This window comes from Achromobacter sp. ACM05 (assembly GCF_019218915.1).
GTDB lineage: Bacteria > Pseudomonadota > Gammaproteobacteria > Burkholderiales > Burkholderiaceae_B > Achromobacter > Achromobacter animicus.
Genome location: NZ_JAHUWQ010000003.1, coordinates 324,452 through 342,728, shown reverse-complemented (window position 1 = coordinate 342,728; position 18,277 = coordinate 324,452). Strand labels below are relative to the sequence as shown.

The 18,277-nt window shown below is 65.2% G+C and carries 16 protein-coding genes; 11 read left to right on the top strand and 5 right to left on the bottom strand.

Annotation, left to right across the window (positions count from 1 at the left end; all coding sequences use genetic code 11):
* Positions 1–2: 2 nt before the first annotated feature.
* Positions 3–1,457, bottom strand: coding sequence for a cysteine--tRNA ligase (gene cysS, locus KW836_RS20065; protein WP_218344558.1), 1,455 nt, complete (start codon positions 1,455–1,457; stop codon positions 3–5).
* 388 nt (positions 1,458–1,845) lie between these two features.
* Between cysS and KW836_RS20060 the strand changes: the two genes are divergently transcribed.
* The 3 genes from KW836_RS20060 (at position 1,846) to KW836_RS20050 (ending at position 3,939) form a co-directional block, all read left to right on the top strand.
* Positions 1,846–2,529: a tetratricopeptide repeat protein gene (locus KW836_RS20060; protein WP_175124239.1), complete on the top strand. Its 684-nt coding sequence runs from the start codon at positions 1,846–1,848 to the stop codon at positions 2,527–2,529.
* 134 nt (positions 2,530–2,663) lie between these two features.
* Complete coding sequence (locus KW836_RS20055) at positions 2,664–3,173, top strand: peptidylprolyl isomerase (protein ID WP_175124240.1); 510 nt, start codon at positions 2,664–2,666, stop codon at positions 3,171–3,173.
* Positions 3,166–3,939: a UDP-2,3-diacylglucosamine diphosphatase gene (locus KW836_RS20050; protein WP_218344557.1), complete on the top strand. Its 774-nt coding sequence runs from the start codon at positions 3,166–3,168 to the stop codon at positions 3,937–3,939. The genes KW836_RS20055 and KW836_RS20050 overlap by 8 nt, the downstream gene beginning before the upstream one ends.
* An 87-nt stretch (positions 3,940–4,026) precedes the next feature.
* Here the strand turns inward: KW836_RS20050 and KW836_RS20045 are convergent, their stop codons facing one another.
* From KW836_RS20045 to azu, 3 genes are all read right to left on the bottom strand, one after another.
* On the bottom strand, positions 4,027–4,890 hold the full coding sequence (locus tag KW836_RS20045; RefSeq protein WP_175124242.1) for an undecaprenyl-diphosphate phosphatase: 864 nt from the start codon (positions 4,888–4,890) through the stop codon (positions 4,027–4,029).
* A 19-nt stretch (positions 4,891–4,909) separates the two neighbouring features.
* Positions 4,910–6,496, bottom strand: a complete 1,587-nt coding sequence (locus KW836_RS20040) for a TerC family protein (protein WP_175124243.1) — start codon at positions 6,494–6,496, stop codon at positions 4,910–4,912.
* 239 nt (positions 6,497–6,735) lie between these two features.
* Positions 6,736–7,185 (bottom strand): azurin, encoded by a 450-nt coding sequence (gene azu, locus KW836_RS20035; RefSeq protein ID WP_175124244.1) that lies wholly within the window; start codon positions 7,183–7,185, stop codon positions 6,736–6,738.
* A gap of 268 nt (positions 7,186–7,453) precedes the next feature.
* Between azu and KW836_RS20030 the strand changes: the two genes are divergently transcribed.
* From KW836_RS20030 to KW836_RS20000, 7 genes are all read left to right on the top strand, one after another.
* Entirely contained in the window at positions 7,454–9,712 is a 2,259-nt protein-coding gene (locus KW836_RS20030) for a NosR/NirI family protein (protein ID WP_218344556.1), read from the top strand.
* Between the two features lie 52 nt (positions 9,713–9,764).
* Entirely contained in the window at positions 9,765–11,681 is a 1,917-nt protein-coding gene (gene nosZ, locus KW836_RS20025; protein WP_175138605.1) for a TAT-dependent nitrous-oxide reductase, read from the top strand.
* 6 nt (positions 11,682–11,687) lie between these two features.
* Positions 11,688–13,073 carry a nitrous oxide reductase family maturation protein NosD gene (locus tag KW836_RS20020; protein WP_255596001.1) on the top strand — a complete coding sequence of 462 codons (1,386 nt, stop codon included), beginning with the start codon at positions 11,688–11,690 and terminating at the stop codon, positions 13,071–13,073.
* Entirely contained in the window at positions 13,070–13,975 is a 906-nt protein-coding gene (locus KW836_RS20015; RefSeq protein WP_218344555.1) for an ABC transporter ATP-binding protein, read from the top strand. Before KW836_RS20020 ends, KW836_RS20015 begins: the two co-directional genes overlap by 4 nt.
* Positions 13,972–14,802 carry an ABC transporter permease gene (locus tag KW836_RS20010; protein ID WP_218344554.1) on the top strand — a complete coding sequence of 277 codons (831 nt, stop codon included), beginning with the start codon at positions 13,972–13,974 and terminating at the stop codon, positions 14,800–14,802. The genes KW836_RS20015 and KW836_RS20010 overlap by 4 nt, the downstream gene beginning before the upstream one ends.
* A complete protein-coding gene (locus KW836_RS20005) occupies positions 14,799–15,308 on the top strand; it encodes a nitrous oxide reductase accessory protein NosL (RefSeq protein ID WP_218344553.1) in 510 nt (169 codons plus the stop codon). The genes KW836_RS20010 and KW836_RS20005 overlap by 4 nt, the downstream gene beginning before the upstream one ends.
* Positions 15,309–15,372: 64 nt before the next feature.
* Positions 15,373–16,371, top strand: coding sequence for an FAD:protein FMN transferase (locus tag KW836_RS20000; RefSeq protein ID WP_218344552.1), 999 nt, complete (start codon positions 15,373–15,375; stop codon positions 16,369–16,371).
* A 133-nt stretch (positions 16,372–16,504) separates the two neighbouring features.
* Here the strand turns inward: KW836_RS20000 and KW836_RS19995 are convergent, their stop codons facing one another.
* The gene (locus tag KW836_RS19995; RefSeq protein WP_105239790.1) at positions 16,505–17,290 is read right to left on the bottom strand and encodes an inositol monophosphatase family protein; all 786 of its coding nucleotides are present in this window, start codon (positions 17,288–17,290) and stop codon (positions 16,505–16,507) included.
* Positions 17,291–17,419: 129 nt separating this feature from the next.
* Between KW836_RS19995 and KW836_RS19990 the strand changes: the two genes are divergently transcribed.
* The gene (locus KW836_RS19990) at positions 17,420–18,196 is read left to right on the top strand and encodes an RNA methyltransferase (protein WP_218344551.1); all 777 of its coding nucleotides are present in this window, start codon (positions 17,420–17,422) and stop codon (positions 18,194–18,196) included.
* Positions 18,197–18,277: the final 81 nt, after the last annotated feature.

Genomic DNA, 18,277 nt, shown 5'->3' with positions numbered 1-18,277 from the left:
GGTCACGCGCGGCGCCATTGCGTCAGGCCGCCCGGTTTGTCGTCCAGCTCGATGCCGGATTCGCGCAGCTCGGCGCGGATGCGGTCGGCTTCGGCAAAGTTGCGGGCAGCCTTGGCGGCCGCGCGCGCGTCGATCAGGGACTGGATGGCGTCGGCATCCAGCGTGCTGCGCGCGCCTTGCTCGATAGCGGCCGCGGAATAGCGGGTGGCGGATTGGAAGTACGTGGCGGGCGCCTGCTGCAGCAGGCCCAGCAGCGAAGCCAGGGCCTTCATCTGACCGGCGCTGCGCGCGCTTTTGGTGCGGTTGGCCTCGGAGGCCAGTTCGAACAACGCGGCCACGGCGCCCGAGCTGTTGAAGTCGTCGTCCATCGCGGCCTTGAAGGCCTGTGCCTGCGGCTCGTTCCAGTCAATGCCCTGATCGTCGGCCGGCACGTTCTGCAGGGCCTGATACAGGCGATCCAACGCGTTCTGCGCGTCGATCAGGTTGTCCGGCGTGTAGTTCTGCGGGCTGCGGTAATGGTTGCGCACAATGAAGAAGCGCACCATTTCCGCTTCGCGCGGGTTCACCTGGTACTCGGACTGGTCAGCCGCCGGGTCATTCTGCGCGACGGTCTGGCGGATGGTGCGGAAGTTGCCCAGGGACTTGGACATCTTGTCCGAATCGACCATGAGCGGGCCGCAGTGCATCCAGATGTTGGCCAGCGTGCCGCCGAACGCGCCTTCGGTCTGGGCGATCTCGTTTTCATGGTGCGGGAATTTCAGGTCCGGACCGCCACCGTGGATGTCCAGCGGCAGACCCAGCAGCGACTTGCTCATGGCCGAGCACTCGATGTGCCAGCCCGGGCGGCCCAGGCCGTACGGCGATTCCCACTTGGTGTCGGCGGGTTCCTCGGCCTTGGCGGACTTCCAGAGGACGAAATCGAGCGGATCGCGCTTGCTGGATCCCACCGCCACGCGCTCGCCGGCGCGCAGGTCATCGAGCGTCTTGCCGGACAGCTTGCCGTAGCCGGGGAAACCGCGCACGGCGTAATTCACGTCGCCGTCTTCGGCCTGGTAGGCCAGCCCGTTGGTTTCGAGCTTGCCGATGATGTCGAGCATCTCGCCCACGTACTGCGTGGCGCGGGGTTCGCGATCAGGCGATTCGACGCCCAGCGCGCGCTCATCGGCATGCATGGCGTCGATGTAGAACTCGGTGACTTCGCCGATGCGGCGGCCCGTTTCCACGGCGCGGCGGATGATCTTGTCGTCGATGTCCGTGATGTTGCGCACGTAGTCCACCGACAAGCCGCTGGCGCGCAGCCAGCGCTGCACGACGTCGAACGACACCAGCATGCGGGCGTGGCCCAGATGGCAGAAGTCGTACACGGTCATGCCACACACGTACATGCGCACCTGGCCGGCCTGGGCCGGTTTGAACGGTTCTTTGGTACGCGATAACGTGTTGTAGATTTGCAGCATGGCGCGATAGGTTTCGTTTAGTGTTCCGTGGCGGTTTCGGAAAGTTGCTGTCGACGGAACATACCGTCAACGCGTGCCGCCCAATTCGCCGCCCCATTTACATTGCCGCCCCGATGGCAGTGCAGTTCCATTGGCAGCGCTGTCCATTGGCAGTGCAGTCCTGGCAGTCTGTCCCGGCAGTGCTGTCCCGGCAGTGCTGTCGGTGCAGTGCTGTCCGTGCGGGATCGATGGCCCGTATTCTTCCGGTGGCCCCTATTCCCTACTGCCTTGAACGCGATGGTCGAGCCAAAAACGCAACCGGGGCTAAAATGGCGGTCGTCAAGTATAGCAAGCGGCCCGGTCGCGCGCGTAAGCGCCAGCCGGCCAAGACTTTTAACGGAAAGCCCACGTGACTATCAAGCCGCGTTTTTGCGTTGCCCTGCTCGCCCTGGCCTTGGCCGGCGCGCCGGCGGGCGTCGCCCTTGCCCAGTCGATGAGCGGCGGCGCGGGAGAAAACCCCAACGCCACCCGCACCACCCTGGACCCGATTCCGCCTGAAGGCGGCTGGGACGCTCTGGCCAATCTGCTGGAAGCCGCCAAGCCCAGCGTGGACACCCGGCTGATCCCCTCCGCGTCGCAGATCACGACGCACATCGAGCGCATGCTGAACCGTGGCGAAAACGCGGAAGCGCTGGCGATGATCGAAAAGCGCCAGGCCGAGATCAAGGACCAGCGCGGCACCGACGTGCAGCTCATGTTCCAGCATGCGCGCGCCCTCGCCGCCCTGGACCGCACGAACGAAGCCATCGACATCTACAACGATATGACCACGCGGTTCCCGGAATTGCCGGAACCCTGGAACAATCTGGCAGCTCTATATGCTGGACGCGGCGAACTCGACCGTGCGCAGGATGCCCTCCAGATGGCATTGCGCGCAGACCCGAACTACGCCGCCGCCCGCGCCAACCTCGGCGACCTGCAATTGCTGCAGGCCTTGCGAACCTACAAGGAGGCCGCCGGCGACGGCGTGCCTGGCATGCGGGAAAAGGTCCGCGAAGTTGAAACAATGTTGAAGGATAAACAAGGCAAATGATGTCCCGTTACTCCCCTCTTCACCTGCTGCGCCTGACGGCGTGCTCGTTCGCACTGGCTGCATTCGCTCCGGCGTTCGTCAGCGCCGCCCCCGCAGCCTCTTCTTCTCCCTCCACCTCCGAAGGCACCAAAACCATGAGCACCAATCCCCGCGTCAAGCTTCAAACGAACCAAGGCGACATGGTCATCACCCTGGACGCCGCCAAGGCGCCCAAGTCCGTTGAAAACTTCCTGACCTACGTCAAGGAAGGCTTCTACAACGGCACCGTGTTCCATCGCGTGATCGACGGCTTCATGGTCCAGGGCGGCGGCTTCGAACCCGGCATGAAGCAGAAGCAGACCCACGCCCCGATCGAAAACGAGGCCAACAACGGCCTGAAGAACGACAAGTACACCCTGGCCATGGCCCGCACCAGCGATCCGCACTCGGCCACCGCCCAGTTCTTCATCAACGTGTCCAATAACGACTTCCTGAACTTCACGTCGCCCACGCCGAACGGCTGGGGCTACGCCGTGTTCGGCGCCGTCACCGAAGGCCAGGACGTGGTCGACAAGATCAAGGGCGTGAAGACCGGCAACAAGGGCTTCCACCAGAACGTGCCGAACGAAGACGTCATCATCGAGAAGGCCGAAGTTCTTGAATAAGATCTCCCTGCCCGGCCCGGTCTGGCTGGCATCCGACCTGCACCTGGGGCCGGCCACGCCGGCCACCTCGGAGGCCTTCCTGGCCTTTCTGCAGGCGGCACAGGAAGAGGCGGCAGCCCTGCTGCTGCCCGGCGACATCTTCGACGCCTGGATTGGCGACGACGTGATCCGCGCCGCCCCGCCGTGGCTTGCCACGGTGCTGGTGGCGCTGCGCAATACGGCCGCCCGCATCCCGGTCTGGCTGGGGCGCGGCAACCGCGATTTCCTCATCGGCGAGGAACTGGCAAAAGCCGTGGGCGCCAGCCTGCTGCCCGAGCCGGCCCTGCTGGAAACCGATTTCGGCCAGGTCCTGCTGACGCACGGCGACGAGTTCTGTACGGACGACGCCGCCTACCAGCAGTTCCGCAAGATGGTCCGCAACCCGCAATGGCAGGCCGAATTCCTGGCCAAGACCATTCCCGAGCGGCTGGCCATGGCGCAGCAGGCACGGGGCGAGAGCCAGGCGGCCAACCAGACGAAGTCCATGGAAATCATGGACGTCAACGCGGACGCCATCGAATCGATCTTCCGTGAGACGGGCGTGCGCGTGCTGGTGCATGGCCACACGCATCGCCCCAACCGCCACGTGCTCGATGTCGACGGCCAAAAGCGCGAGCGCTGGGTGCTGCCCGACTGGGACTGCGATCACGTGTCGCCGCCGCGCGGCGGCTGGCTGGTGATTGACCGCGACGGGCTGCAGTTCTACGACCTGGAAACGGAAGCGTAGACGCCACCCGTCCCATGCCGGACAAAACAAGGGCCGCTTGAGAAAGCGGCCCTTTTTCTTTCTGCGATCGCCGTGTGGCGGGAGGAGTCAGCGCGTGAAGATCCAGGCCGCCACGATGCCGCCGAAGATGATCCGGTACCAGGCGAACACGCGGTACGTGTGGTTGGCCACGAAGCGCAGCACGGCACGCACCACCACCATGGCGCTCAGGAACGCCGCGATGAAGCCCACGGCGATGCCCGACAGGTCGTGCTGGGTCAGCAGGCCGAAGTTCTTGTACATGTCGTAGGCCGCCGCGCCCAGCATGGTCGGCATGGCCAGGAAGAACGAGAATTCGGTGGCCGTCTTGCGCTGGATGCCGGCGATCATGCCGCCGATGATGGTGGCGCCCGACCGCGAGGTGCCGGGAATCATCGCAAAGCACTGCGCCACGCCCACGCCCAGCGCCTGCTTCCAGGTGATCTGTTCCAGCGTGTGGGCCGACGCGCGCTCGTCCGAGGCGGTGTCGTCGGCGGCGCCCGGCGCATCGCCCGGCGTGTGGCGCGTGCGGCGTTCGACGTACAGCATGATCAGCCCGCCCAGCACCAGCGTCACCACGACCACCGCCGGGTGGTAGAACACCGATTTGATGGTCTTGATGAAGATCGCGCCGATCACTGCCGCCGGCAGGAACGCCAGGATCAGGTTGCGGGTGAAGGCCACCTCGCTGGGCACGCCCGTCAGCGTGCCGCGGATCAGCTTGAGCAGCCGGGCTCGGAAGACCCACATCACGGCAAGGATGGATCCCAGCTGGATGACCACCTCGAACACCTTGCCGTCGCCCGAATCGAAATTGAGCCAGTCGCCGACCAGGATGAGGTGGCCCGTGCTGGACACGGGGATGAATTCCGTCAGGCCTTCCAGGATGCCCAGGATGAATGCTTTGATCAGATAGAGCGAGTTCTCGGTCACGGGCTGGGGTCTCTCTCTGTTAGTCGTTGGCTAGGGTTGCTTCGTCAGGAAAATGCTCTTCGGGGCGCTTCTCGACTCGCACCAGCGCGATGCGGCGGCCATCCATTTCCAGGACTTCGAAGCGGAAATGCTGGTGATGGATCTGGTATTCGCACACGTCGCCCGGCTTGGGCAGGTGTCCGAAGCGCGAGAGCAGATAGCCCGCAAGCGTGGAAAAGTCCTGGGCGTCGTCGACCAGGCCTTCGGTTTCAAGCACCTGCTCGACGTGGTGCAGGTCGGCCGCCCCGTCGATCTTCCAGGTGTTGTCGCCGTCCGCCACGATGTCGGGCAGCTCGTCTTCGTCGGGGAATTCGCCGGCGATGGCCTCGAAAACGTCGATCGGCGTCACCAGCCCCTCGATGGCGCCGAACTCGTCAGCCACCAGCACGAGCTGGCCGCGCGAGCGCTTGAGGGTGTCCATGAGGCGCAGGATGCCGATCGACTCGTGCACGATGATGGGATCGCGCAGACGGTTGCGGCGCACCCGGCCCTCGGTGATCAGGTCCGCGATCAGATCCTTGGCGCGGCCGATGCCCAGCACTTCGTCCAGCGAGCCGCGGCACACCGGGAAGAAGCTGTGCGGCGCCTCGGTGAGCTGGCGGCGGATGTTGTCGGGATCGTCGTCGATATTGATCCAGGAAACGTCCGTGCGCGGCGTCATGATGGAACGGATGGAACGCTCGGCCAGCGTCAGCACGCCGCTGACCATGTTGCGTTCTTCGACTCCGAAGGCCTGTACTGCCGGGCTGCCGGCATTGGGCAGGTCGGGTTCGTCGCTGGCCGGCGGCCGCTTGCCCAGCATGCGCAGCACGGCCGAGGCGGTGCGTTCGCGCATGGGAAACCGGGCGTCGAGCTTGAGCAGGTTGCGGCGCGCCACCTGGTTGAGCGCTTCGATGGCGACCGAGAAGCCGATGGCGGCGTACAGATAGCCCTTGGGCACCTTGAAGCCGAAGGCTTCGGCCAGAAGCGAGAAGCCGATCATCAGCAAGAAGCCCAGGCACAGCACCACCACCGTCGGGTGGGCGTTGACGAAGCGCGTCAGCGGCTTGGACGCGATCAGCATGATGCCGATGGCAATGATGACCGCGATCATCATGATGGCCAGGTGATCCACCATGCCGACGGCGGTAATGACCGAGTCCAGCGAGAACACCGCATCCAGCACCACGATCTGCGTGACGATCACCCAGAAGCTGGCATAGACGCGCGGGCCGGACGAGCCGGTGTGCATGCTGCCTTCCAGGCGCTCGTGCAGTTCCATGGTGCCCTTGAACAACAGGAACAGGCCGCCCACCATCAGGATCAGGTCGCGCCCCGAGGGCGATAGCGGACCGATATTGAACAGGGGGGTAGTCAGCGTGACCAGCCATGACATGACGGACAACAGGCCCAGGCGCATGATCAGCGCGAGGCTCAGGCCCATGATGCGCGCGCGATCGCGCTGCGCGGGCGGCAGCTTGTCCGCCAGGATGGCGATGAAAATCAGGTTATCAATGCCCAGGACGATCTCAAGGACGACCAGGGTAAGCAAGCCGACCCACGCAGCGGGGTCCAGCAGCCACTCCATCAGGAGCTCCAGAAGTTACACGACCGGTAATCGTACATGGAAAATCCATGACATGCCGGTGACGCATCCCCTCCGTAAGCCTGATGGACAGAGGCTTTGGGCCGTATGGACTAAGGCTTGCAAGCGCCTGAAACGGGCCGTGTGTCCCGGTTTACACGCGCAGCGCGTCAAACGTTGCGGGCATGAAAAAGCCGGCCCCCCGGCCGGCTCTTGCTTGTCTCAACAGACCCGTCGGGGCATCAGCCGCCGACTTTGAGCGTGCCCTTCATCATGGCCCAGTGGCCGGGGAAGGAGCAGAAGAATGCGTAGTTTTCGCCAGCGGCGAGCTTGGAGACGTCGATCTTGACGGAGTCGGATTCGCCACCGCCGATGACCTTGGTGTGGGCGATGACGCGGGTGTCGCCCGCCTTGACGTAGTCTTGTGCCAGCCCGGCGCCCATGCCGTCCGTGGCGACGGCCTGCTTGTCGGCTTCCTTGGTGAGGACCCAGTTGTGGCCCATTGCGACCTTGGCCATCTTGCCGACGTGCTTGAGGTTGACCGTGAATTCCTTGCAGCTCTTGTCGACCACGATTTCTTTGACGTTGAACTGCATGGCGTCGTTGCTTTCGACGGTGGCTTCACATTGCGCGGCCAGCACGGGCAGGCTGGAGGCGGAAAGAAGGATGGCGAGGGTGGCTTTTGCCAGCATGAAATTCTCCGATGACACAGCGGTCGATGCACGTACGCCAGCCAGATGCAGACGCCGTTGCCGCCGCGGATCAGTGTAGGACTGCCTTCCCCTCGCTCTCTTGACATCCATCAACACCCCCTGCGGATACCCCTCAAAACTCAGGAACTTCCCCTACATTTCGTAGGGCTATTAGGCCTTCGACTCTGGCAGATTGACAAACCGCAATCCGGTCCTGGGTGCATGTTCGTAGGATGCCCGTAAGCAAACACGACGAACAGAGTTCAGCATGCGCGGCAGTACCGAAGTACCCCACCGGTTCACCAAACACATTCAGGCCGCGTTCTTTGTTTTATGGCTTTCCTGTCTGTTCCTAGCGCAAACCGCGCAGGCGCAGCGCCTGCCTGACTTTCTTGCCAGCACACCCATCACAGACGTGTTCCCCGGCGCCGACCGCACCGGCCCCGTCGAAGGCAAGCCCGCAATTGCCCGCGTGTTTGCAGGCAACAAGCCACTGGGCCTTGTCTACCTGACCACCGACGTCGTCAACACCCGTGGCTACTCCAGCAAACCCATCGACGTGCTGGTGGGGCTTTCCGACAGCGGCCGCATCATGGGCGCAAAGCTGGTCGAACACCACGAGCCCATCGTGCTGATCGGCATCCCGCAAGCCAAGGTCGATCACTTCATCCAGGGCTACGTCGGCCTGAACTTCGTCGACTCCCCGCCCCGGCACGGCGCGCCGCCGCCCGTCGATATCGTCAGCGGCGCCACGGTCACACTGATGGTGATCGGCGACACGATCACGCGGTCCGCCATCGCGGTGGCGCGCGCCCACGGCATCGACAAGTCGGGCGCGCCGCGCCAGGCCGCGCAGCCAGTGGCAACCCGCGTCATCGACGAAAGCAAAGACACCGTGCAGACCTGGCAGGAACTGCTTGACGCCGGCGCCGTGAAGAACCTGCGCCTGACGCCCGACGACGTCAACCAGGCGTTTCTGCGATCCGGCCGCAAGGACGCCGCCGAACACGGCGAAGGCGGTCCCGACGACACCTTCATCGACCTGTACGCCGCACTGGTCAGCGCTCCGTCCATCGGCCGCAGCCTGCTGGGAGACATCGGCTGGCAGCGCCTGAAAGAACGCCTCAAGCCCGGCCAGCAGGCCGTGCTGGTCGCCGGCAATGGTCTCTATTCGTTCAAGGGTTCGGGCTACGTGCGCGGCGGCATCTTCGACCGCATCGAGGTCATCCAGGACGAAAGCGCCTTCCGGTTCCGCGACCGCAACCACCAGCGGCTGGCCGACGTCAACGCCAAGGGCGCGCCGGCGCTGCGCGAAGTCGCCCTTTTTGTCGTGCCCGAGGATGCCTCGCTCGACCCGGTCAAACCGTGGCGCCTGCAACTGATGGTGCAGCGCGTGCTCAGCGTGTCGGACAAGGCGTTCGTCACATTCGACCTTCCGTATGACCTGCCCACGGCCTACACCCGCGCCGTCGCGCCGCCGACCGCACCCGCAGCAGCAGGCCAACCCGCCACTGCACCCGCGGTTTCGCCCGACGTCGAAACCGCCCCGCCCGCGTTGTGGAAGCAAATCTGGCAAGGCAAGGCCGGCCAGATCGCCATCCTGACCGTCGCCCTGACGGTGCTGGTCGGCATCTTCTTCTTCCAGGATCAACTGACGTCGCGCCCGTTGCTGCACGACCGCCTGCGCCTCGCGTTCCTGGCCTTCGCGCTGTTCTGGATCGGCTGGTACGGGCAGGCGCAGTTGTCCATCGTGAATGTACTGACGTTCTTCTCGGCCCTGCGCACCGACTTCCGCTGGGAGTACTTCCTGATGGACCCGCTGGTGTTCATCCTGTGGTGCGCCACCGCCATCTCCATGGTGTTCTGGAACCGCGGCGCGTTCTGCGGCTGGCTGTGCCCGTTCGGCGCGCTGCAGGAACTGACCAACCGCATCGCCCGGCGGCTTGGCGTGCGCCAGCTCAAGATCCGCCACGGCGTGGCGCAGCGCCTGTCCACGTTCAAGTACGTGATCTTCCTGCTGCTCTTCGGCTTCTCGCTGTACGACCTGGCGGTCGCCGAACAACTGGCCGAAGTCGAACCCTTCAAGACCGCGATCATCCTGCACTTCGTGCGCCACTGGCCCTTCGTGCTGTTCGCCGTGGCGCTGCTGGCCGCGGGCCTCTTCATCGAACGCTTCTTCTGCCGCTACCTCTGCCCGCTGGGCGCCGCGCTGGCCATCCCCGCCCGCCTGCGCATCTTCAATTGGCTCAAGCGCTACCGCGACTGCGGCAACCCCTGTCAGCGCTGCAACATCGAATGCCCCGTTCAGGCGATCGACCCCTCCGGCGAAATCAACCCGAACGAGTGCATCCAGTGCCTGCACTGCCAAATGCTTTACCACCACAAACAGAAGTGCCCTCACCTGATCCAGAAGCAGGCTAAGCGTGAGCGGCGCCCGGCTCCGCCCCCTGAGCCGTCGGTGCAGGAAGTCGTTCTGCACCGCATGCCGACGCCCAACTCGGCAAATCGCCCCAACCGGGAATCGTGAAACACGGTTTCGTACCGCGGCGCTCTGCGCCGTCCCTACCTAGGAGTTATCCATGTCCGACAAGACCCCCGAAAAAGCCGGCCTCACCCGCCGAAGCTTCCTGGGCACCGCAGCCATCACCGGCGCGGCCGGCCTCGTAGCCGGGGCGCAGATGTCCACCGCGCACGGCAAAGAGGGCAAATCAGGCAACGGCGCCGTGCTCGGGCATGTCGCGCCGGGCGAGCTCGACGAATACTATGCGTTCAACTCCAGCGGCCAGTCCGGCGAAGTCCGCGTGCTGGGCCTGCCGTCCATGCGCGAACTCGTGCGCATCCCCGTGTTCAACCATTGCAGCGCCACCGGCTGGGGCCGCACCAACGAAAGCCGCAAGGTGCTGACCGAAGGCCTCACGCCTGAAACCCGCGAGTACCTGAAGGACAAGGGCGGCGTGTTCCCCAACGGCGACGCCCACCACCCCCACCTGTCGTTTACCGACCAGACCTACGACGGCCGCTACCTCTTCATCAACGACAAGGCCAACAACCGCGTGGCCCGCATCCGCCTGGACGTGATGAAGACGGACAAGATCGTTGAACTGCCCAACGTGTCGGGCGTGCACGGCCTGCGTCCGCAGCGCTATCCGCGCACCGGCTACGTGTTTGCCAACGGCGAGCACATCATCCCGCTGCCCAACGACGGCAAGGTGCTGGACGATCCCAAGAAGAACTTCTTCTCGGTGTACTCGGCCATTGATGGCGACACCATGAAGGTGGCGTGGCAAGTGCTGGTCGACGGCAACCTGGACAACGGCGACGCCGACTACCAGGGCAAGTATTCGTTCGCCACCTGCTACAACTCCGAGAAAGGCGTCACGGTCGAGGAAATGTCCGCCAACGAGCAGGACTGGGTCGTGGTCTTCGACCTCAAGCGCATCGAGAAGGCGGTCAAGGACGGCGACTTCAAGACGATGGGCGGCGTGCCGGTGGTCGACGGCCGCCACGGGTCCAAGTACACGCGCTACATCCCGGTGCCGAATTCGCCGCACGGCTGCAATGCCGCGCCCGACGGTATCCACCTCATGCTGAACGGCAAGCTCTCGCCCACGGTCACCGTGATCGACGTGCGCAAGCTGGACGACCTGTTCGCCGACAAGATCAAGCCGCGCGACTGCGTCGTGGCCGAACCGCAACTGGGGCTGGGCCCGCTGCACACCGCGTTCGACGGCCGCGGCAACGCCTACACCACGCTGTTCATCGACAGCCAGATGGTCAAGTGGAACATCGACAAGGCCAAGCGCGCGTACAAGGGCGAAAAGGTTGACCCCATCCTACAGAAGCTGGACGTGCACTACCAGCCGGGCCACAACCACTCGACCATGGGCGAAACCAAGGAAGCCGACGGCAAGTGGCTGGTGTCGCTGAACAAGTTCTCGAAAGACCGCTTCCTGAACGTGGGTCCGCTCAAACCCGAAAACGACCAGCTCATCGACATCTCCGGCGACGAGATGAAGCTCGTGCATGACGGCCCCAGCTTTGCCGAGCCGCACGACATGTGCCTGGTGCACCGTTCCAAGATCAACCCGATCAGCGTCTGGAAGCGCGACGACCCCATGTGGGAAGACGCCCGCCAGATCGCCAAGAAGGACGGCGTGTCGCTGGAAGACGCGGCCAAGGTCGTGCGCGACGGCAACAAGGTCCGCGTGTACATGATGGCCGTCGCGCCGATGTTCAGCTTGAAGCAGTTCGAGGTGAACCAGGGCGACGAGGTCACCGTGTTCGTGACCAACATGGAAGTGATCGAAGACCTGACGCACGGCTTCACGCTCGAAGGCCACGGCATCGCCATGGAAATCGGACCCCAGGCCACGTCGTCCATCACGTTCAAGGCGGATCGCCCCGGCATCTACTGGTACTACTGCCAGTGGTTCTGCCACGCGCTGCACATGGAAATGTCCGGCCAGATGATCGTGCACCCCAAGAAGTCTGCGTAACGATCCATGGCTGCCATCGCAACCTTGCGAAACGCGGCGTGGGCCGCGGCCGGCTTCGTGCTGGCCGGCTTCGGCCCGGCCCTGCACGGGGCGGCCGCGGCCGCCACCCTGGAGGTCGCCGCAGGCGCCGACCTGGCGCAGGCCGTGGCCGCGGCGCAGCCCGGCGACACGCTGCGGCTGGCGCCCGGCACCTACCCCGGCGCCATCGTCATCGACAAACCCCTCGTCATCGAAGGACCGCAGGACCGCTCCGCCATCATCGCCGGCACCCGCGAAGGACGCACGCTGTGGGTCAAGGCCGCGGACGTGTCGCTGCGCAACCTGACCGTCACGCGCTCCGGGCTGGACCTGCCCGCCATGGACGCGGGCATCTTTCTGGACCGCACCGCGCACCGCGCGGTGGTCGAACACAACGACATCCTGGATAACCTGTTCGGCGTTTATGTATGGGGCCCGCAGGACGCGATGGTGCGCGGCAACCGCATCGTCGGCAACCAGGAACTGCGCGTGGCCGAGCGCGGCAACGGCGTGTCGCTATGGAACACGCCGGGCAGCGCGGTGGTGGACAACGACATCTCCGCCGGCCGCGACGGCGTTTTCGTGAACACCAGCAAGCAGAACCGGTTCACCGGCAACCGTTTCCATGACCTGCGCTATGGCGTGCACTACATGTACACGAACGACAGCGAGATCAGCGACAACGTGTCCACCGGCAACGACATCGGCTACGCCATCATGTACTCGCACCGCCTGGTCGTTACCGGCAACGTGGCGGTGAACAACGTGGAGCAGGGGCTGATGATGAACTACGCCAACAACTCCGACATCTCCGGCAACACCGTCGATGGCGCGGGCAAGTGCGTGTTCATCTACAACGCCAACAAAAACCGCTTTGCGGACAACCATTTCTCCAACTGCGACATCGGCATCCACTTCACCGCCGGCTCCGAGGGCAACCGGATCTCAGGCAATGCCTTCATCAACAACCGCAACCAGGTCAAGTATGTGGGCACGCGGGTGATGGAATGGTCGGACAACGGCCGCGGCAACTACTGGAGCGACAACACGGCCTTCGACCTGGACGGCGACGGCATCGCCGACACGGCCTACCGCCCGAATGACGTGGTGGACCAGTTGCTGTGGCGCGCGCCCGCCGCGCGGATTCTGCTCAATAGCCCCGCCATCTCGGTGGTGCGCTGGGCGCAATCGCAGTTCCCCGCGATCCTGCCAGGCGGCGTGATCGACAGTAGGCCGCTGATGAAACCTGTGCGGGAACGGATCGATTATGGCGGTGCGATGGCCAACGCGAAGCCCGGTGCATCGCCTGATGCAAAAAGCGCCGCCAACCCCGTCGCAATAAACGGCGCGAAGCGCGCCGAGGACAATCAATGAGCAACCCACTGGTGACGCTTGCGGGCGTCAGCAAACACTATGGCGGCCACAGGGCGATCAGCGTCCTGGACCTGGACCTGCGCGAAGGCGAATGCGTGGCGCTGGCCGGGCACAACGGCGCGGGCAAAAGCACCCTCATCAAGCTGATCCTCGGACTCATCCGACCCACGCACGGGCGCGTCACGCTCTTCGGCCAGGACGCGCACAGTCCGGCCGCCGCGCGCCTGCGTGACCGGATCGGCTACCTGCCGGAAACCGTGGCGCTGCATCCCGCGATGACGGGCGCGGAGACCCTGGCCTTTTACGCGCGCCTGAAGCGCCAACCCGTGTCGCGCAACGACGAACTGCTCGAGAAAGTGGGAATCTCCGGCGCGGCGCACCGCCGCGTGGGCGGGTATTCAAAAGGCATGCGCCAGCGGCTGGCGCTGGCGCAGGCACTGCTGGGCGCGCCCCGCATCCTGCTGTTCGACGAGCCCACCACCGGCCTTGATCCGGCGTCGCGTCTCAAGTTCTACGAGATCGTGCACGAACTGCGCGCAAGCGGCGCCACCATTCTCCTCAGCACGCACGCCTTGTCGGAGCTGGCCGGCCACGCCGACCGCATCGTCGTCATGAAAGCGGGCGTGAAGATCGCCGACGGCGGCATGTCGGCGCTGCGCCGCGACACCGGGCTGCCCATCCGCATCAGCGTCACGCTCGGGCCGGACAACGCATCCGCCCCGCCCTCCTCGGCCTGGCGCCAGGTCGACGCCAACCGCTACGAACGCCTGTGCCACGAATCGGACAAGGTCGAGGCCATCCGTAGCATCGGCGCCATCGGGGCGCCCATCAGCGACCTGGACATCCAGGTCCCGGGGCTGGACGACATCTACGCCCATTTGCTTGAACGGGAAGACGCATGAACGCCGTAAGCACAATCATCGGCAAGGAAATCCGCGACGGCCTGCGCAATCGCTGGGTCCTTGCCACATCGCTCCTGTTGGCCGCTCTGGCGCTCGCGCTCGGCCTCTTGGGCAGCGCCCCCACCGGTGCGGTCAAGGTCGATCCGCTGACCGTCACGGTGGTCAGCCTGTCCAGCCTCTCCATCTTCCTGGTGCCGCTCATCGCAATGCTGCTGGCGTATGACGCCATCGTCGGCGAGGTCGACCGCGGCACCATGGCGCTGCTGCTCAGTTATCCGGTGTCGCGTTGGCAGGTCATCATGGGCAAGTTCATCGGGCACCTGGCCATCCTGGCCATTGCGACCGGTGCGGGATATGGGTCGTCAGGGCTGGCTTTGCAATGGGTCTACGGGGGCATGGACGCCGGCGCGTGGCGGCCCTTCGCCATGCTGATCGGGGCCAGCGTCCTGCTGGGCGCCAGCTTTCTGGCAATGGGCTACCTCATCAGCACGCTGGTGCGGGAACGCGCCACGGCGGCGGGCATCGCGCTGGGCGTCTGGCTGTTCTTTGTCGTCATCTACGACATGGGCCTCCTGGGCGTGCTGGCGGCGGACCAGGGTCGCCACGTCACGCCGGGCATGCTCAATGCCCTGCTGCTGGCCAATCCGTCCGACGTCTACCGCCTGCTGAACCTGACCGGGTTCGAGAACATTTCCATGTATGCGGGCATGGCCGGCGTCAGCGATCAGGCCCACATGCCCGTGCCGCTGCTGGTGGCGGCGCAATTGCTGTGGATCGCGGTGCCGTTTCTGCTGGCCGCCTTCTGCTTCCGGAGGAAACAGCTATGACGCTGAAACGTTGGGCCGCAATGGCGGCCTTCTCGGCCATCGTGCTGGCGGTCTCGGCCTGCGGCGGCGACGAACCCGCCGCGCCGCCACCCGCGCCGCAGGCCGTCTCCGCCGACGCCGTCGGCCACTACTGCGGCATGATGCTGCTGGACCATGCAGGGCCGAAGGGCCAGATATTCGTGAAGGGCCGCGCCGCGCCGGTGTGGTTCTCGTCCATCAAGCAGGTCTTCGCCTACACGCTGCTGCCCGAAGAACCCAAAGGCCTGGCCGCCATCTACGTCAACGACATGGCAGCCGCCGGCCCCGATGGCGCGGCGGATCTGAAAGCGTGGGTCGACGCTCGGCAAGCCTTCTACGTTATCAACTCCAGCTTCATCGGCGGCATGGGCGCCGAAGACGCCATTCCGTTCTCGGATCAAACGCGCGCGCTGGCCTTCGCCCAGTCCCACGGCGGGCGTGTCGTGCGTTTTGCCGACGTGCCCGAGGACTATGTGTTTGCGCAATAGCGCCAAGCCCTCCGACCTGCCTCATGTGCCCGCGCCAATCGCGCCTTAATCAGTTGATATCGCCATGAACCCTCCCGCCCGCCGCCGCTTCCTCGGCATCATCGCCGCGTCTTCCGCGCTGGCCCTCGCTCCCAGCTTCCTGCGCCGCGCGCACGCGGCCATCTCGCCGACGCGTTGGCAAGGCGTGGCGCTGGGCGCGGACGCGGAATTGCGGCTGTACCATCCCGACCGCCAGGCCGCCGAACAGCTCATCGAGCGCGCGTTGCAGGAACTGCGTCGCCTCGAGGGCGTGTTCAGCCTGTACCGCGACGACAGTGCGCTGTCGATCCTGAACCGCCAGGGGTTTCTGGTCGATCCTCCCTCCGACCTCGTCCGCCTGCTCAGCGAAAGCCGGCACTACGCGGACCTGACGGGAGGCCTCTTTGATCCGTCCGTGCAGCCGCTGTGGCGCGTGTACGCAGATCACTTCGCGCGGCCTGACGCGTCCCAGGATGGTCCGGCCCAGGCGGACATCGCCCGGGCGCTGCGATGCGTGTCGTACCAGAACATCAAGGTCGACCCGCAGCGCATCGACCTGCAGCCGGGCATGGCGCTGACGCTCAACGGCATCGCGCAGGGCTACATCACCGACCGCGTGACGGACCTGTTTCGCAACGCCGGGCTGGAACGCGCGCTGGTCGACATGGGCGAGATACGCGGACTGGATGCGACGGCCAACGCAACGGGCTGGCGCGTCGGGCTGGCCGACCCCATGTCGCCGGACCAGATCCTGGCGCAGGTGCCGATCAGCAACCAGGCGCTTGCCACTTCTGGCGGCTACGGCACGCCGCTGGATGCCGCGGGACAGTATTCGCACCTGTTCGATCCGCACTCCGGTCGGGCGCGGCCGCTCTATCGCAGCGTGTCGGTCATGGCATCCACCGCCACAACTGCCGATGCCCTGTCCACGGCGTTCTCGAACATGCCGTTGGAACGCACCGCGACGCTGGTGCGCAGCCTGGGCGTGCAGGCGTGGATGGTGTTGCCAGATGGACAACTGGTAGCGCAGACCGGCGTAGCCTGATTGCGCGCCGCATGAAAAAACCGGCCGCCAGGGCCGGTTTGCTTTGACCATGAAAAACCGGCCTTCACGGCCGGTTTGCATTGACCACGAAAAACCGGCCATGAAGGCCGGTTTTTATTGCCCGCCGCGCCGATCAGGCCGCCGAGGGCGGGTTCAGCGTCGAGAGCATCTGCGTGAAGATCTTGGGACTGGCGGCCAGGACGTTGCCGCTGTCCATCCAGCCTTGTTCGCCGTCGAAGTCAGCGACCAGACCGCCCGCTTCCAGCACCATCAGGCTGCCCGCCGCCACATCCCAGGGCTTCAGGCCCACGCCGCAGAACCCATCCAGGCGGCCGGTGGCCACGTAGGCGAGATCCAGCACGGTCGAGCCCAGGCGGCGCACGCCGGTGGCGCCTTCGGCCATCTGGCGGAACCGCTGCGAGCCCTGTTCGGGATCGCCGGCGTTGGGCCAGTGCGCGCCCAGCAGCGCGTCGTGGTAGCGGGTGCGGCCCGAGACGCGCACGCGGCGGTCGTTCAGGAACGTGCCGCTGCCACGGCTGGCGGTGAAGAGTTCGTTGCGCGAGGGATCATAGATGACCGCTTGCGTGACCTGGCCGCGCTGCGTCAGCGCGATCGACACGGCATAGTTGGGCAGGCCGTGGATGAAGTTCGTGGTGCCGTCCAGCGGGTCGATGATCCACTGGAATTCCGCCTGGTCCGGACCCTGCAGACCGAACTCCTCGCCCAGGACGGCGTGGTCAGGGTAGGCAGCGCGCAGCGTTTCGACGATGGACTCTTCGGCGGCCCGATCGACTTCCGTGACATAATCGCGCGGCCCCTTGCGAGCCACGCTGAGTCGTTCCAAATCCATGCTGGCACGGTTGATAATGGTGCCGGCACGCCGGGCCGCCTTGATGGCGATGTTGAGCATCGGGTGCATAAAATTCCGTACGTATGCGATGAGTTGGCTTGATGATAGGCCGCTTGCCGCCCCCCGGCACGCCGTCGCCCCCGCGGGGAAATCGACTCAAAAAACCAGGAAGGCACGAAGCCAAACGTGCCATTTTAAATGACTCAAGCATTTTCACGTGTTCGCTTCGTAATGGTGAACCCCAGCCACCCCGGAAACGTCGGTTCCGCGGCCCGTGCGATCAAGACGATGGGCTTCTCGGAACTGGTTCTGGTGGACCCCAAATTCCCGGATGTAACAAGCCAGCCGGAGGCCGTGGCGCTGGCCAGCGGCGCGCTGGACGTGCTTGAGAACGCCCGCATCTATCTGTCGCTGGAAGAAGCCCTGGCGCCCGTCACGCTGGCATTCGCGCTAACCGCGCGGGTTCGCGACCTGGGTCCCCCGCCCTGCGACATCCGGCAGGCAGCCGACCTGGCCTGCGCCCACCTGGCGGACACGGCCGAGGGCGTGACCGCCGTTGTGCTGGGCACTGAGCGCGCCGGTCTGACGAACGCGCAGATCGCGCTGTGCCACCGCATCTGCCACATCCCTGCCAATCCCGAGTACAGCTCGCTGAACGTCGCCCAGGCGCTGCAATTGGCCGCCTGGGAGTTGCGTTATGCGCTGCTGGTGGACCAGGGCGCCGAACTCTTGCCGCGTTCCACCGCGCAGGAGCCTTCGCGTGGCGCGGAGCCGGCTTCCAGCGAGGCGGTCCAGGCGTTTCTGGCGCACTGGGAGGAAGCGCTGGTCGGCGTGCAGTTCCTCGACCCGGCCCATCCCAAGAAACTGATGCCGCGCATGCGCCACCTGTACTCCCGCCTGGCGCTGACCCGCGACGAGGTCGACATGATGCGCGGGGTCTGCACGGCGATGCTGAACGCGGCCAAGAAGAAATAGCGGGTCCGAGGAACCGGCTGGATTCGCCCTTGGCGGGCAACGCATGAAAAAGGGACGGTCCATGACCGTCCCTTTTTACTG